This window comes from Streptomyces sp. NPDC088400 (genome assembly GCF_044753355.1).
Taxonomy (GTDB): Bacteria; Actinomycetota; Actinomycetes; order Streptomycetales; family Streptomycetaceae; genus Streptomyces.
Genome location: NZ_JBIVMZ010000011.1, coordinates 233,895 through 248,899, shown reverse-complemented (window position 1 = coordinate 248,899; position 15,005 = coordinate 233,895). Strand labels below are relative to the sequence as shown.

Genomic DNA, 15,005 nt, shown 5'->3' with positions numbered 1-15,005 from the left:
CCCCCGCCTCGGCACGCACGGATGACGCACACCGAGAGCATGCGGGCTCCCCTGTGATCGGGCCGCGACTCACCCGTCACACCGGCGTCACGAGCGCGTCCTGGGGCCGTGCGATGACGTCAGCGCACACGGAGCGACAACGCCCGGGTGACATCGATGAGGAACACTTGGTCGTTCATGGAGACCCCCTCAGCGCGGTCCGGTGTCCTGATACTCCGGGTGTGGGTGGAAGGCAACGGGGCAGACGGCTTCCGTGCACGCATCATCCGGACGGTCGACGGCGAGCCGTTGACCCCCTCCGCGGCGAGTGAAACCGTCGATGTCCTCATTGCGGTCCGGAGGTGGCTTGATGACCTACTGGAACGGCCCGGGTGACGATGCCGTGACGTTCCAGTGATTCCTTTTTGACACCCCGCACGCTAAGAGTCGACCGTGCGATCACGATTTACTCGCAACACGGCTTCGTGAGTCTTGGGAGACCACCGAAGATCGCCGGAGCCGACATCGTCCGGGGGCGCAGATGAATGGACAATCACATTTTATTACCTTGAGGCTGCTCAAGGGTTTCGCACTGACGATCAGCCATACACGCGTGCCGGTCTGCACCAGCACGCAACGACTCCTCGCATTCCTGGCTCTGCAGGACATCCCACGATCCCGCGCCTATGTGGCCGGAATTCTCTGGCCGGACGTCACTACGGCACGCGCCAACGCGAACTTACGATCTTCCCTTTGGAGAGCGACGCGAACCGGCCATTCCATCATCGAGGCGTCTCCGCAGGAAATGGCGATCTCCAAGGACATCTCCGTGGACCTGCACGAGGCGGTGAGACACGCGCACCGACTGCTCGACAACTCACGCCCGTGCGACGACATCCTCAACATGCGGACACTGGCGGACTTGTCGGCAGATCTGCTGCCGGAGTGGCCGGAGAATGACTGGATGCTGATCGAGCAGGAGCAGTACCACCAACTCCGGCTCTACGCCCTGGAAGCGATGACCGAGCGACTCACGGCGGCGCGGCGCCACGGTGAAGCCGTCGCCGCCGGACTCGCCGCCGTACGCGCGGAGCCCTTGCGGGAAAGCGCCCATCGCGTCCTGCTGAAGGCGCATTTGGCCGCCGGCAACAGGGGCGCGGCAATGCGCCAATACGAACAGTGCCGCTATGTCCTGCGGGAGGAACTGGGCCTGGAGCCCTCCCCCGCGCTGAGAGATCTGCTGCCGTGCCGCGCCGAGCACAATGGGCAGCCACGGCTCCAGCCCAATACCCAGCTCAGAGGGGTGACTTCGAAAAAATCAGCGGCGAAAACCTGAAAACTACGGCCGCGGGAAAGGCGGCCGCACGGACGGGCACGGTTCCGGCTATGTGGCCATCTCCTCCTTGAGCGCCTGTACGAAAGCGTCGACGTCGTCCTCGGTCGTGTCGAAGGAGCACATCCAGCGGACGTCCCCGGCCTTTTCGTCCCAGAAGTAGAACCGGAAGCGCTGTTGAAGGCGCACGGTCACCTCGTGCGGCAGCCGCGCGAAGACGGCGTTGGCCTGGACGGGGTGGAGGATCTCCACCCCGTCCACCGCCCGTACGCCGGCCGCGAGCCGCTGGGCCATCGCGTTGCTGTGCCGGGCGTTGCGCAGCCACAGGTCCTTCGCCAGCAGCGCCTCCAGCTGTACGGACACGAACCGCATCTTGGAGGCGAGTTGCATGGACAGCTTGCGCAGATGCTTCATGGCCCGCACGGCGTCCGGGTCGAGGACCACGACGGCCTCACCGAAGAGCATGCCGTTCTTCGTGCCTCCGTAGGACAGGATGTCCACACCGACCGCGTTGGTGAAACTCCGCATCGGGACGTCCAGGGACGCGGCGGCGTTGGCTATCCGGGCGCCGTCGAGATGGACCTTCATACCCCGCTCGTGGGCGTGCGCGCAGATGGCACGGATCTCGTCGGGCGTGTAGACGGTGCCCAGTTCGGTGTTCTGGGCGATCGACACAGCCTGCGGCATGGCCCGGTGCTCGTCGTCCCAGCCATACGCCTCCCGGTCGATCAGTTCGGGCGTGAGCTTGCCGTCGGGGGTCGGTACGGTCAGCAGCTTGAGCCCGGCGACCCGCTCGGGGGCGCCGCCCTCGTCCACGTTGATGTGCGCGGACTCGGCGCAGATGACCGCTCCCCAGCGGTCGGTGAGCGCCTGGAGCGCCACCACATTGGCGCCGGTGCCGTTGAAGACCGGGAAGGCCTCCGCCGTCTGTCCGAAGTGGCTGTGCATGATCCGCTGGAGGTGACCGGTGTAGTCGTCCTCGCCGTAGGAGACCTGGTGGCCGCCGTTGGCGAGGGCGAGCGCCGCGAGGACCTCGGGGTGGGCGCCCGCGTAGTTGTCGCTGGCGAAGCCGCGCACCTCGGGGTCGTGATGGCGGCGGGCGTCGGTCGTACGGGCGCTCACGGCTCGGGGGTCAGCCACAGACGGTTTCCATTCACTTCCCGGGCGGGCAGGTCCCAGACTCCGGCGATGGCCTCGGCCAGGTCGGTGACGTCCGTGAAGCCCGCGAACTTCGCGTTCGGGCGCTCGGCGCGCATCGCGTCGTGCACCAGTGCCTTGATCACCAGAATGGCAGCCGCGGCCCGGGGGCCCTCGTCGCCCCCCGCCTTGCGGAAGGCGTCACCGAGCGCCAGTGTCCAGGCCTCGGCGGCGGCCTTGGCGGCGGCGTAGGCGGCGTTACCCGCGGTGGGCTTCGCCGCGCCAGCCGCGCTGACCAGCAGAAAGCGACCGCGGCCGCTGCGCAGCAGCCCGTCGTGGAAGGCCAGGGAGGTGTGCTGGACCGTACGGATCAGCAGCTTCTCCAGCAGCTCCCAGTCGGCGAGGTCGGTCTCGGCGAACGAGGCGCTGCCGCGCCAGCCGCCGACGAGGTGGACCAGTCCGTCGATCCGGCCGAATTCCTTCTCGGTCCTGTCGGCCCACGCGCGCGTGGCCGCGGGATCGAGCAGATCCACGGTGTCGCCGGTGACCGTGGCCCCGCCGTGCGCGAACCGGGCCGCGTCAACCGCCTCGGCCAGCCGCTCGGGGTCCGCGTCCGAGGCGACGACGGTCGCACCGCCCTGGGCCAGCCGCAGCAGAGCGGCCCGGCCGGCCGGCCCCGCCGCTCCGGCCACCGCGATCACGGCACCATCGAGCGCACCGCCCGCGCCACCCGCTCCGCCGTTCCCGCTCGTGGCCGTCGTCATACCCGTCGTCTCCTGCCCGCGAGGGCTCATGCGGCCGCTCGCTCGGTGCTCGTCGCGGTGATCCCCTTGGTGGAAGTAATTCGCCCGCCCGCGTCAGTTTTCACTTGATCCTCCACCGAATCGTCGATCACACCGTAAATCTTCATGGGAGGCAGAGTGTAGCCATCGGGCGCATGCACCCCCTCGTACGGACCGTACGCCTCCAGGGCCCTCGCATACAGGCCGGAGGTGAACCAGTGGCGCGCGACGCGACAGAAGACCGCCCAGCCCTTGCCGTCGATGCGCTCGTCGCGGTCGTAGTCATGCCCCCCGTCGTCGCGCAGCTTCTCCAACAGCATGTCGAAGCACCCTCGGTCGTCCGGCTCGGGCTTGCGCCCTCCTGCCAGGATGCCTTCGACCCGCGCCCACTGCTCGCTGGAGACCCCGGTCGGAATGGGGATCACGTTCCGCAGGGGTTCAGCTGCAGGCGGACTCGGCGCGGTCGGGGATGCCACCCAGCCATTCGTCTACGAGCGTCTTGATCGTCTCGGGCTCGCCGGGAATGCTGCGGCAGGCGTGCCCCTGCTTGATCATGGTCGAATTCGAGCAGAGGGAGACCACGTCGCCTTGCTCGGACCACCGTCACAGTTGAGGCGGCAGGACCTGCTTCTGCACAAGCCCCATACGACCGGGTACCAGCTCGTTGTCGCTCCCCGCCGCGAGCGACATGGGTACCGTTCTATTGTCGAGCTTGAATGGAACCAGGAGCCCATCGTGCCGCACGAGTTGGAAGAGCAAGAAGCCATCGGCCTGCGAATCAAGCGCCGCAGGCTCGACCTCGGGATGCCGCAAGCTGATCTGGGGGCAGCTGTGGACAAGTCCCAAGGCTGGGTCTCGCGGGTGGAGAAGGGCCGGATCGAACTGGACCGTGCCTCGCTGATCAACAGCATCGCAGCTGCGTTGCACTGCCATCCGAACGACCTCATCGACCGTCCGTACGTGGGGACCGCACCCGACGACCAGTGGCAGGCCGCCGCCGCATCCATCCTTCGCGAGCTTCGCCGCTACGATCTGACGCCTGTCTTCAACGGACCCCCCCGACCGGCCGCTGTGCTGTGGCAGGACATGAAGCGCCTGCACCGGCTTCGCGATGCCGCAGCGAATAGTGCGATCTTGCGGAGTCTTCCTGATCTGCTGCGTGAGGCTCACGCTCTCGCCGAGGTCTCATCGGGCCACGAAAAGGAAGAGGCTTTCGGCGTCTACGCAGTGTGCTGCAAGTTCGTGCACACTGCTGCCCACGCGCTTGGGCACCCCGAGCTGATCGCCACTTCATGCGAACGCGCCTCCTGGGCTGCCCGCCTGTCCGGCGATCCGATCATGCCCGCCATCGCAGACTGGATGCGCGTCTGGGACATGTGGGCCACCGCCGACTGGGCTGACTCCACTGCCTTGGCTGACAAGGCTCTGCGCGGCATCGAGTCCCACTACGAACAAGGTGAGCCACTCGCGGTGCGCGCATGGGGCAGCCTTCAACTGCGTGCGGCTGTCTCAGCAGCGCGGGCGAACAATCGCGCCGAGGCGTATCACCGAATCAACCTGGCGAAGCAGGCGAGCAAGCGAGGGGAGGGCAGGAGCGGGCCACCCCTCGACGATCGGCACTCCCTTACGTTCTCTGCGGGGAATGTTGTTATCCACGGGATCAGTGTGGCAGTGGAGATGAGTGATCAGACCGAGGCTCTGCGCCGGAACAGGGAGGCCAAGTCCGAGGAGCTTGCGGCGCTTCCCAACTCCCGCAAGGGGCACCACCGTATGGATCTCGCTCGCGCCTGGCTCTGGGACGGGAACCGAGCAAAGGCCCTCGAAGAGCTACGAGAAGCCGAGAAGATCGCCCCTCAGTTGATCCGAAACCACCCCATCGCGAGAGCTACCCTTCGTAAGATTATCTACTCTGAACGGACCGCGACGCGCGAGCAGTTGCGCGGGATGTCGAACCGATTTCACCTGGATGACCAGGAGCTATTCCTCTGATTCATAATCAGAGGTAGCCGCGTCCTTACCGTCTGTCGCATGGCGGAAGGACGATGCACCCCACAGAGAACTCAGCGCCAAGGCGCGGCAGACGCGGCGACTGGTTGGGTCCCGGATCGCGGCGACCTCGCATACGACACAACGCGGGGCTGTGTCGGAGTTGTTGTCGCACTGCCTGAAGACACAGACACCACCATCTTCCACCTGCGACCGGAGGGTGGCGGCGATGGGTGGACAGCTCCTCTCGTCCGCCTCAGGCAGCACTCCGACACGTACGTACTGCCGGCTACAGACGAGGCGCAGCGATGACTGGGCCGACGTTCTTTTCCGTGAGCGTGAACGGCTTGCACGAAGCCGACTCTCTCGTCGACATGGAAGCCGTCGAGGACACAGTGGACTCAGCGCTCGCCATCCGGCTGATGATGCCGGAGCGAGAGCAGATCGACGCCACCACCCGCTCGCTGGTCCGTCACCTTGAAGACCTGCTGACCCTGGATCTCGGCTTCGATGAGGACCCCGATGTCCGCGAGATGTACCGGGCCGCGTATGCGCTGCTGGATCTCAAGCGCCGTCCTACCCGCGAATCCACCCAGTTCGGCGCGAACGAGTACATGCGTGAGTTGGCCCGCCACACGAAACGGCTCGCCGCTGTGTACCGCGAGGAGCGCGGCAACGGTGAGGCGCGGCCATGAGCGTGGATACGAGCGCCATCTTCAGGGAGATGACCGGGTACCTCCACCGCCATCCCACCGATGGAACAGCGATGACACCCTTGTTCGACGCTTTACTCGATCACTCGCGCCACCGTCATTGCCTCCATGAGGGGCGGTGCCCCCTGCTCCGAGTGGGCGCCGTGCTCGTCGATGAACGGGAACGAGCCCTCGCCCTCTGGCACGGAAAGCGGTGGGGGTTCACCGAGGACATCCCGAACGGCGCTGACATCAGCCTCATTCAGACCGCGATCCGGGTGCTGAAGGAGAACTACGGGGTCTACGACACATGGACACCTCCCGGCGCCGACGGTCCTGTCCTGATCGAAGTATCGGAGACCGAGAACAGAACACGTCTGCGATTCGGTTTCCGATACCTCTTCCACACCCACTCGGGCGCCGTCTTGCCCTCCATGGTGGAAACCAGGCAGGTGAGTTGGCTCCCACTGGATGAACTCGGCAGCCCCCTTCTCCACGAACGTATGAGGGCGCAGCTAGCGAGGCAGCCGTGACCCCCAGGAACGAGCAGATCTCCTACCTCATGGCCGTGTGCAGCATGGCTGCCGTACTGATTTACAGCATCTGGAGGGGCTGATGTACGACTACAGGCCGACGGCCCGAGCCAACGCCCCCACGAATCCGCCAGGGACCTTCGCAAGGACGATGGGCCTCGGGATGTCGAGGTAGGCGACTACGTCCAACTCGATGGCGACAGGTACCACGAGATTGCCGACATGAGAGCAACGGGACTCACCGGCAATAAAATTCTGATCTTCGAGAGCCATGCACCATGGCTTATGTCCGGTGCGATGACGGTGTTCCGCCCACTGCTTCGGCTCGGGTCCGCAGGCGAAGTCTCCGGACGGGACGTATTCGTGGAGCTTTCCCATCTGCCGGAAGCCGGGGCCGCCAACGAAGCAGACGTAGGCAGCCCACCAGGCCACACCACCCTTCACCAACACGCGGTGAAGAACAAAGACTCCCGGCCCGAAGCCTGACGGTGGGCTTCGGGAGCGGTTGAGCAAGGCCCCGGTCGTCCACCCCGAAGTACCCAAGGACAGCGGCGCAACCTTCGGTCCGGCCGCCGGGCACCCCAGCAGTTCCCACGAGACAAAGGAGTACTCAATGACTGCCAGTCACGTCACGGACCGCCCGTTCGGGCTGACCAAGGCCGTCCCCGTACGTCCCGACGTGGACGCCTACCCGGCCCTGAACCTCTGCCCGGAACGGCAGATCAGCGTGACCGTGGACGACGGACAGCCGTTCATCCACGCCCCCTCGATGGCCTCGAAGCTCACGACGACGGCCCAGACCAGGGAGGACAGCCAGCTCGATGAGGAAACGGAGAAGGACACCGACTGACCGGCGGCCGACTGAGCGAAGGATTTGACCGATGACTGTCCTGGTACTGACTCGTCCGCGCGATTCGACCGCTGACCTGGTGATCGCCGAACTCAACGATCGAGGCATCCCGGTGCACCGCCTCGACCCCGGAGAGTTCCCCGACAACCTGGTCATGGCGGCGCGCATCGGCCCCCAGAAAAGCGTCTGGGGTGGCGGTTTACGCGGTGAGCACCGGTACTTGGACCTCGGTCAAGTCCGCTCCGTCTACTACCGACGCCCGTCGGAAGTGCGCGTCCACTCCGACGTGTCGGGTCAGGATGCGCAGTGGGCAGCCGCCGAGGCCCGTGCCGGCCTCGGCGGCCTGCTCGCAGCACTGGAATGCACCTGGCTCAACCATCCTCGGATGAACGCCACCGCAGGAGTCAAACCCGTCGCCCTCGCGACAGCAGCCCGGTGTGGACTGAGTATCCCCGAAACACTGATCACCAACAACCCCGGCGAGGCCCGCGCCTTCATCGAGAACCTGCCCGGCCACGTTGCGGCGTACAAAGCCCTCGGCACTGAAGCCCCCAGCGACATCGACGGCGAACCGTACGCACTGTGGACCACCCAGGTCCGTGCCTCCGAGATCACGGACGGCGTCAGCCTCACCGCCCACCAGTTCCAGGAGTGGATCCCGAAGGCGTACGACATCCGCCTGACGGTCGTCGCCGACCAGATCTTCGCGACCAAGATCCACAGCTCGTCGGAGGCCGCACGCATCGACATCCGTACCGACTACGACAGCCACACCTACGAGCCCTGCGACGTACCGCACTCGGTCGCCGCAGGCGTTCGCAAGCTGCTGGACATCTTCGGCCTCCATTACGCCGCCCTGGACTTCCTCGTTGACAGGAGCGGGGAGTGGCACCTGATCGACGTGAATCCCGAACGGACAGTGGGCGTTCATCCCGGAGCTGCGCACCCCCATCACCCACGCACTGGCTGATCTACTGGAAGGCACCCATGACCATCACCGCACCGTCCGCTGACGAACTGCGTCGCATGATGACCGACCAGCTCACGGCCGCAGGAGCTCTGCGTTCCGAGCCCTGGATTGACGCCTTCTCCAACGTGCCCCGGCACGTGTTCGTACCCAAGTTCACCGTACGAGCTCAGGGAACACTGCACGGGTATGACCAGACTGACCCGATGTGGCTCACCGCGGCCTACCGGGACACATCACTGCTGACCCAGTTCGACGCCTCCGGCACCGCCACAAGCTCCTCAACTCGCCCCTCCCTCATGGCCACCATGCTCGAAGCCCTGAATGTGGCGGACAACAACCGCGTCTTGGAGATCGGTGTCGGCACCGGATACAACGCCGCCCTCCTGGCGCACCGCCTCGGCAGCGATCGAGTCGTATCGGTGGATGTCGACCCCGACCTCGTGAGCGCGGCACAGAACCGGCTCGGAAAAGCTGGCTACATCCCCCGGCTGATCGCCGGGGACGGCATGGCCGGCTGCGCCGAGCACGCCCCGTACGACAGGCTGTTGGCCACCTGCGGCGTCGACCGCATCCCCGACGCGTGGCGAGAGCAGGTTCGTCCAGGCGGGGTCATCGTCGCGAACGTGGGCTACGGCATCGCACGCCTGACCGTTGACCGCGACCACCGCGCGGAGGGCCAGTTCCTCCCCGAGTTGGCGGCCTTCATGGGGGCCCGGCCGGACACGGACAGCACCAGTGCCACGGCTCAGCAACTCACCAGGATGCTGATCACGTCGACCGGCAGTATGCGGGAAATCTGTCTGCCCACAGGTCTCGCGGGCGAGATGGCTCAGTTCCTGCCGTCCCTCGCGCACCCCACCGTCAAGACAATCATTCTGAAGAACGACAGTGGCCAGGAGATGAGCTGTCTCTGGGAGCCGAGTACGTCGTCATGGGCCCGCATCACCCTGCTCGACGTCCGAACAGCACAGCTTGAACACGGAGGCCCGCGGGACCTCTGGGCCGAACGCGAACCGCTTCTCACTCACTGGGTGAGTGCCGGCCACCCCAGCGTTGACCGCTACGGCCTGACGGTCGACAAGGACGGGGCGCACACGCTCTGGCTCGATGAGCCCGCGAACGAGGTAGGAGCGCTCCGAACGCTTTGACGGTAACGCCACCGTGCTCACCTTCGCCACAGGCAAGCACGAGCGCACCTAGCATCGCCATGGCGAAAGCCGAAGAGCTTGTTCGTGGCGCCACCCGCCCCTTCTGGTGGCGCCACGGCGCGGGGAAAGCATTGCGTCGAGTCACAACGCCCTAAGCCCCACAGTTCGCCGCTGGCGGCCCGCCGCTCCACTCGATGACGGGCCTGTGCTTCCAGGGCCCTCCCAGGGGCCGGAACGGGCGTCCTCGGGCTCTGGGCAGGCTCCCACTCCCGGCGCAACAGCCGTGTTCCGCCTCGACCTCGACTGCCGTAGCTGCGAAGCCGCCCCGAAACGCGGGAAGGCCCCCACCGGCGAGGTGAGGGCCTTCCCTACAGGTCAGAACCGATCAGCGAAGTTATCTTCGCAGGCAACGAGACGCTGGCGCACGTCCTTGTGGATCATCAATCTCTGGTGGACCTTCGGGCCCCACCCCTTCGGAACCTTCGTGCGCGCCCGATCAAGGCTTCTGACCCTTGGCGATCTCGAACTCGAAACCTGAAGCGGACCCACGAATCCCCTTGGTGGAGGCGATCACGTCCTTCAGCTTCTTGGAGAGTGCCTCGTAGAACATGCTGAGCGGAAACTCGTCCGGCAGCACGTCGTCGACGAGTTTACGGGGCGGCTGCGAGACGTCGAGGGCGTCGGGGCCCTTGGCCCAGCGGGAGCCGGGGTGCGGTGCGAGATAGGTCGAGACCAGGTCGTACGCGGCGAACCAGTGGACCAGTTTCGGGCGGTCTATCCCGGCCCGGTAGAGGTCCTCGATCTCCTCGCAGAGCTGCTGTGTGACCTGCGGGGCCCGCTCCCAGTCGATGTGCAGCGTGTTGTCGGTCCAGCGCACCACCTCGTGCTTGTGGAGGTAGGCGAAGAGCAGCTGGCCGCCGAGACCGTCGTAGTTCCGCACCCGCGCGCCGGTGACCGGGAAGCGGAACATCCGGTCGAAGAGCACGGCGTACTGGACATCGCGGCCCTGCGGTACGCCGTCGGCCTCCAGCCGTACGGCCTCGCGGAACGCGGTGAGATCGCAGCGCAGTTCCTCCAGGCCGTACATCCAGAACGGCTGGCGCTGCTTGATCATGAACGGGTCGAAGGGCAGGTCGCCATGGCTGTGCGTGCGGTCGTGGATCATGTCCCAGAGCACGAAGGCCTGCTGGCAGCGGTCCTGGTCGGCGACCATCTCGCGGATGTCGTCGGGGAGTTCGAGCCCGAGCGTGCGCACGGCCGCCTCGGTGACCCGGCGGAATCGGGCGGCCTCGCGGTCGCAGAAGATCCCGCCCCAGCTGAACCGCTCGGGGGCCTCGCGCACGGCGATGGTCTCCGGGAAGAACACCGCGGAGTTGGTGTCGTAGCCGGCGGTGAAATCCTCGAAAGTGATGCCACAGAAAAGGGGATTGTCGTAGCGGGTGCGCTCCAGCTCGGCCAGCCAGTCGGGCCAGACCATGCGCAGCACGACCGCTTCGAGATTGCGGTCCGGATTGCCGTTCTGCGTGTACATGGGGAAGACGGCGAGATGCTGGAGGCCATCCCTCCGGTCCGCCGCGGGCTGGAAGGCGAGCAGCGAGTCCAGGAAGTCGGGCACTCCGAATCCGCCGTCCGCCCAGGTGCGGAGATCCGCGGCGAGGGCCGCGTGGTAAGCGGCGTCGTGCGGGAGGAGCGGGGAGAGCCGGCCGACCGCCGCGACGACCCGGTCGAGCGTCGCCCCGGCGACGGCGCGCGTGGGCGCGCCCTCCGCGTCGAAGTCGATCGATCCATCCTTCGACTGCCAGGGGCGGATCTCCTCGACGGCATCCCTGAGCTCCGGCCAGGCCGGGTGTTCAACCACCCGGGTGGCATCGGATATGCCTGGTCCAGCGCCGCCCTGCACAAGGATTTCCGTCATGTCACTTCCTCCACAGGAGATCTTGACCTCAAGGCACCGTATAGGCCCCTCGTTCTTCTATACAACCTCAGATGAGAGAAATTATCCTGTTGAGCCCCCATGCTCACCGCCATTTTTCCTGTGACACAAGGGGAAGACACGTGTATCCATCACCTCGCCGCACCCTCTGCCGGCGGCTGTGTGCGGCGGTATCCGTGCGGGAAGCGGACCATTAGGCTTCCGCGCGGGAGTCGCCGTCGACGGAAGCGAGTCAGTCTTGAGTTTCCACACCATCGGTCATCGTGGAGTGATGGGTGTCGAACCGGAGAACACCATGCGCTCCTTCGCGCACGCCGAGCGCGCGGGCATGGACGCCATCGAGCTGGACCTGCATCTGAGCAAGGACGGCGCCCTCGTCGTCATGCACGACACGGCAGTGGACCGTACGACCGACGGCACGGGCGCGATCGCCGACCACACCCTCGCCGAGCTGCGGGAGCTGGACGCGGGCCTGGGCGAGCGCGTCCCGCTCTTCGAGGAGGTCCTGGACGCCGTACGGTCACCGGTCCAGGCCGAGATCAAGGACGCGGCCGCGGCCCGCGCGCTGGCGGAGGTCATGCACCGGCGGGGGCTCGTGGACCGGGTCGAGGTGTCGTCGTTCCACGACGAGGCGGTCGCCGAGATCATCTCGCTGGTGCCCGGCGTGCGTACGGTACTGATCGCGAGCCGCTGGGGCACGGACGTGGTGGACCGGGCCAAGGCGGTGGGCGCCGACCGGCTGGCGCTCAATATCCGCAGGCTGACCCTGGAGGTCGTCGAGCGGGCGCACGGGGAAGGGCTGGGGATCATCGGCTGGGTGGTGAACACCCAGGAGCAGCTGCGGCTGGCGCGGGCCTTCGAGCTGGACGCGGTGACCACGGACTTCCCGGAGATCCGGCGTACGGGGCGGTTCACCGCCTGACCTGTTCACCGCCCGACCGCCTGACCTGTTCAGCGCCTGATCACCGGGCCTGTTCACCGGCTGATCACCGGTCGGCCGGGCAGGGCCCTGAAGCCTCAGGCGAGGGACTTGACCAGCAGCTCGAACGCCAGATCGTCCCGTTGTGGGATGCCGAAGCGCTCGTCGCCGTACGGGAAGGGGGACAGCTTTCCCGTACGGCGGTAACCGCGCCGCTCGTACCAGGCGATCAGGTCCTCGCGCACAGAGATCACGGTCATCTGCATCTCACGGACGCCCCAGGCCGCCCGGGCCGTACGCTCCGCCTCGGCGAGTATCCGCCGCCCGAGACCACCGCCCTGCGCTCCGGGCCGTACGGCGAACATGCCGAAGTAGGCGGCCTCTCCCCGGTGTTCGAGCTGACAGCAGGCGACCAGCTCGCCGTCCCGCTCGACCATCAGCAGTCGGCTGCCGGGCGCCTCGATCACGTCGAGCACCCCCTGCGGGTCGGTCCGCTGCCCTTCCAGGATGTCCGCCTCCGTGGTCCATCCGGTGCGGCTGCTGTCCCCCCGGTAGGCCGACTCCACAAGGGCGACGACCGCCTCCGTATCGGCTGCCACGGCATCCCGGTAGGTGAGTTCGCCGACGGGGCGCGGGGCGGTGTCCATGGGAGGCGGTCTCCAAATCCGGTCTGCGGCGGGAACGTCCGGTCCGAGGCGGGAACGTGACGTCCGCAGCCTAACGCGGGCACGCGGGCCCCTCTCGCCGTGTGGGCGCCCTCACCGCGCGTAGGGACGGACCACGACGGGCATGGTCATCGACGTACGAGGGCAGGACGGACGGCCGTCGGCGCGTGCCGCGCGACTCGACGACCGCGAGTACCCACATGAGCCGCGGTCCACGTGTGCCGCGATGACCGATGGGAGTGTGCGACGACCGTGATATCCGACGCCCGAAGGGCTCTTGTCGTCCGTGGCGGCTGGGAGGGACACCAGCCCGTGACGATCACGGAACTCTTCCTGCCCTTCCTCCGCGACCACGGCTACGACGTCCGGGTCTCCGAGACCCTGGACGTCTACACCGATGCCGAACTGCTCGCCGCCACCGACCTGGTGGTGCAGTGCTGGACGATGGGCGAGATCACCCAGGAACAGAGCACCGGACTCGCAGCGGCCGTTCGCGCCGGCACCGGGCTGGCGGGCTGGCACGGCGGGATCGTGGACTCCTTCCGCGGCGACGTCGGCTACCAACTGCTCACCGGCGGCCAGTTCCTGATGCATCCGTCCGGCTTCCTGGACCACGAGGTCGCGCTGGTCAAGGAGCGCGCCGACCACCCGGTCATCGCCGGACTCACCGACTTCCGCGTCCATACGGAGAAGTACTGGGTGGCCACGGACCCGCTGATCGACGTCCTGGCGACCACCGAGTTCGCGGCGGACGAGGAACGGTCGCGGCCGGTCACCATGCCCGCCGTCTGGACCAGGACCTGGGGAGCGGGGCGGGTCTTCGTCTCCGCGATCGGCCACAAGCCGGACGACTTCGACGTGCCCGAGGTACGGGCGCTCACCGAGAGGGGCCTGCTGTGGGCGAGCCGCTGAGGACCGGTGTGAGAGGCGAACCGCTGAGGGTCGGCATGGTGGGCGCGGGCGCGATCAGCGGCGCCTATCTGGACACGCTGGAGCGGCTGGAGAACGTGACGCTCACGGCCGTCACCGATCTCGATACGGGCCGCGCCGAGGCGGTGGCGGCCCGGGTCCCGGGAGTGGCGGTCGCCGGCTCGGTGGCCGCGCTGGTGGACCGCCCCGATGTCGACGCCGTACTCAATCTGACGATCCCGGCGGTCCACGCGGAAGTGGCCCGGACCGCGCTCGCCGGGGGCAAGCACGTCTACGGGGAGAAACCGCTCGCCACCACCCGTCAGGAGGCGAACGGGCTGCTGGACGCGGCCGCCGGGTTACGGATCGGCTGCGCGCCCGACACGGTCCTCGGCACCGGCCTCCAGACGGCACGCAAGGCGGTGGACGACGGGCTGATCGGCGTGCCGATCGCCGCGACGGCCTTCATGACCACCCCGGGACACGAACGCTGGCACCCCGGCCCGGAGTTCTACTACCGGCCGGGCGGCGGGCCGCTGCTCGACATGGGGCCGTACTACCTCTCCGCGCTCGTCCATCTGCTGGGTCCGGTCGTGCAGGTCACCGGCGCGGCCTCCCGGCCCCGGGGCATACGCGAGATCGGCAGCGGGCCACGGGCGGGCGAGCGGTTCGCCGTCGAGGTGGACACGCATGTCACCGGAGTCCTGCGGCACGCGGGCGGGGCGCTCACCACGCTGGTGATGAGCTTCGACATCCACGCGGCGCGGCTGCCACGCATCGAGGTGCACGGCACCGCGGGATCGCTCTCGGTGCCTGACCCCAACGGCTTCGACGGGCCGGTGGAACTGCACCGGGCCGGCGGGGAATGGGAGCCTCTCACCGTCTCGGCGGGATACGCGGGAGCGGGTCGGGGTACGGGCCTCGCCGACCTGGCCGAGGCGCTCGCCACGGGCCGCCCGCACCGGGCCTCCGCCGAACTGGCGCGCCATGTCCTCGACATCATGCTGACGCTGCTCGACTCGGCGCGGGAAGGCGTGGGCCTCACTGTGGAAAGCAGCTGCGGCAGACCGGAGTTGGTGCCCCGTGAGGACCTCGGGACCGGGGTCCGGGACAGGTAGCCGGAGGCGGAAGCCAGGGGCTGCCCACGGGATCCCCTGCCCGGGAGTCGG

The 15,005-nt window shown here is 67.3% G+C and carries 16 protein-coding genes; 10 read left to right on the top strand and 6 right to left on the bottom strand.

The genetic code is table 11. The annotated features are described in order from the left end of the window. Positions 1-547 precede the first annotated feature (547 nt). Positions 548-1,315 carry a BTAD domain-containing putative transcriptional regulator gene (locus tag ACIQD6_RS26615; RefSeq protein WP_401886658.1) on the top strand — a complete coding sequence of 256 codons (768 nt, stop codon included), beginning with the start codon at positions 548-550 and terminating at the stop codon, positions 1,313-1,315. A 48-nt stretch (positions 1,316-1,363) separates the two neighbouring features. On the opposite strand, the gene ACIQD6_RS26610 is transcribed toward ACIQD6_RS26615, so the two are convergent. The 3 genes from ACIQD6_RS26610 to ACIQD6_RS26600 are packed head-to-tail and all read right to left on the bottom strand — an operon-like array spanning position 1,364 to position 3,656. Next, positions 1,364-2,452, bottom strand: coding sequence for a threonine aldolase family protein (locus ACIQD6_RS26610; protein ID WP_401886655.1), 1,089 nt, complete (start codon positions 2,450-2,452; stop codon positions 1,364-1,366). After that, positions 2,431-3,213, bottom strand: a complete 783-nt coding sequence (locus ACIQD6_RS26605; RefSeq protein ID WP_401886652.1) for an SDR family NAD(P)-dependent oxidoreductase — start codon at positions 3,211-3,213, stop codon at positions 2,431-2,433. Before ACIQD6_RS26605 ends, ACIQD6_RS26610 begins: the two co-directional genes overlap by 22 nt. A 26-nt stretch (positions 3,214-3,239) precedes the next feature. Beyond that, positions 3,240-3,656 carry a hypothetical protein gene (locus tag ACIQD6_RS26600; RefSeq protein WP_401886650.1) on the bottom strand — a complete coding sequence of 139 codons (417 nt, stop codon included), beginning with the start codon at positions 3,654-3,656 and terminating at the stop codon, positions 3,240-3,242. A 379-nt stretch (positions 3,657-4,035) separates the two neighbouring features. Between ACIQD6_RS26600 and ACIQD6_RS26595 the strand changes: the two genes are divergently transcribed. The 3 genes from ACIQD6_RS26595 (at position 4,036) to ACIQD6_RS26585 (ending at position 6,442) form a co-directional block, all read left to right on the top strand. Continuing rightward, positions 4,036-5,220: a helix-turn-helix domain-containing protein gene (locus tag ACIQD6_RS26595; RefSeq protein ID WP_401886833.1), complete on the top strand. Its 1,185-nt coding sequence runs from the start codon at positions 4,036-4,038 to the stop codon at positions 5,218-5,220. Positions 5,221-5,549: 329 nt separating this feature from the next. Continuing rightward, complete coding sequence (locus ACIQD6_RS26590) at positions 5,550-5,912, top strand: hypothetical protein (RefSeq protein ID WP_401886647.1); 363 nt, start codon at positions 5,550-5,552, stop codon at positions 5,910-5,912. Beyond that, positions 5,909-6,442, top strand: a complete 534-nt coding sequence (locus ACIQD6_RS26585) for an NUDIX hydrolase (protein ID WP_401886644.1) — start codon at positions 5,909-5,911, stop codon at positions 6,440-6,442. Before ACIQD6_RS26590 ends, ACIQD6_RS26585 begins: the two co-directional genes overlap by 4 nt. Positions 6,443-6,532: 90 nt before the next feature. Here ACIQD6_RS26585 and ACIQD6_RS26580 read toward each other — a convergent pair whose 3' ends face one another. Further along, on the bottom strand, positions 6,533-6,715 hold the full coding sequence (locus tag ACIQD6_RS26580) for a hypothetical protein (protein ID WP_401886642.1): 183 nt from the start codon (positions 6,713-6,715) through the stop codon (positions 6,533-6,535). A gap of 340 nt (positions 6,716-7,055) precedes the next feature. Here ACIQD6_RS26580 and tgmA point away from each other — a divergent pair, with 340 nt between their 5' ends. Genes tgmA through ACIQD6_RS26565 form a run of 3 tightly spaced genes read left to right on the top strand, consistent with a single transcriptional unit; the run spans position 7,056 to position 9,410 of the window. Continuing rightward, positions 7,056-7,292, top strand: a complete 237-nt coding sequence (gene tgmA / locus ACIQD6_RS26575) for a putative ATP-grasp-modified RiPP (RefSeq protein ID WP_401886639.1) — start codon at positions 7,056-7,058, stop codon at positions 7,290-7,292. A gap of 31 nt (positions 7,293-7,323) precedes the next feature. Then, a complete protein-coding gene (tgmB, locus tag ACIQD6_RS26570; RefSeq protein ID WP_401886638.1) occupies positions 7,324-8,262 on the top strand; it encodes an ATP-grasp ribosomal peptide maturase in 939 nt (312 codons plus the stop codon). A 17-nt stretch (positions 8,263-8,279) separates the two neighbouring features. After that, entirely contained in the window at positions 8,280-9,410 is a 1,131-nt protein-coding gene (locus ACIQD6_RS26565; protein ID WP_401886635.1) for a methyltransferase domain-containing protein, read from the top strand. Positions 9,411-9,906: 496 nt separating this feature from the next. Here the strand turns inward: ACIQD6_RS26565 and ACIQD6_RS26560 are convergent, their stop codons facing one another. Then, complete coding sequence (locus ACIQD6_RS26560; RefSeq protein WP_401886632.1) at positions 9,907-11,325, bottom strand: DUF6421 family protein; 1,419 nt, start codon at positions 11,323-11,325, stop codon at positions 9,907-9,909. A gap of 256 nt (positions 11,326-11,581) precedes the next feature. On the opposite strand from ACIQD6_RS26560, the gene ACIQD6_RS26555 reads away from it, so the two are divergent. Beyond that, positions 11,582-12,265 (top strand): glycerophosphodiester phosphodiesterase, encoded by a 684-nt coding sequence (locus ACIQD6_RS26555; protein ID WP_401886629.1) that lies wholly within the window; start codon positions 11,582-11,584, stop codon positions 12,263-12,265. Between the two features lie 95 nt (positions 12,266-12,360). Here the strand turns inward: ACIQD6_RS26555 and ACIQD6_RS26550 are convergent, their stop codons facing one another. Further along, a complete protein-coding gene (locus tag ACIQD6_RS26550) occupies positions 12,361-12,909 on the bottom strand; it encodes a GNAT family N-acetyltransferase (RefSeq protein WP_401886627.1) in 549 nt (182 codons plus the stop codon). A gap of 270 nt (positions 12,910-13,179) precedes the next feature. Between ACIQD6_RS26550 and ACIQD6_RS26545 the strand changes: the two genes are divergently transcribed. After that, on the top strand, positions 13,180-13,839 hold the full coding sequence (locus tag ACIQD6_RS26545; RefSeq protein ID WP_401886624.1) for a ThuA domain-containing protein: 660 nt from the start codon (positions 13,180-13,182) through the stop codon (positions 13,837-13,839). A gap of 35 nt (positions 13,840-13,874) precedes the next feature. After that, the gene (locus tag ACIQD6_RS26540; protein ID WP_401886830.1) at positions 13,875-14,954 is read left to right on the top strand and encodes a Gfo/Idh/MocA family protein; all 1,080 of its coding nucleotides are present in this window, start codon (positions 13,875-13,877) and stop codon (positions 14,952-14,954) included. Positions 14,955-15,005: the final 51 nt, after the last annotated feature.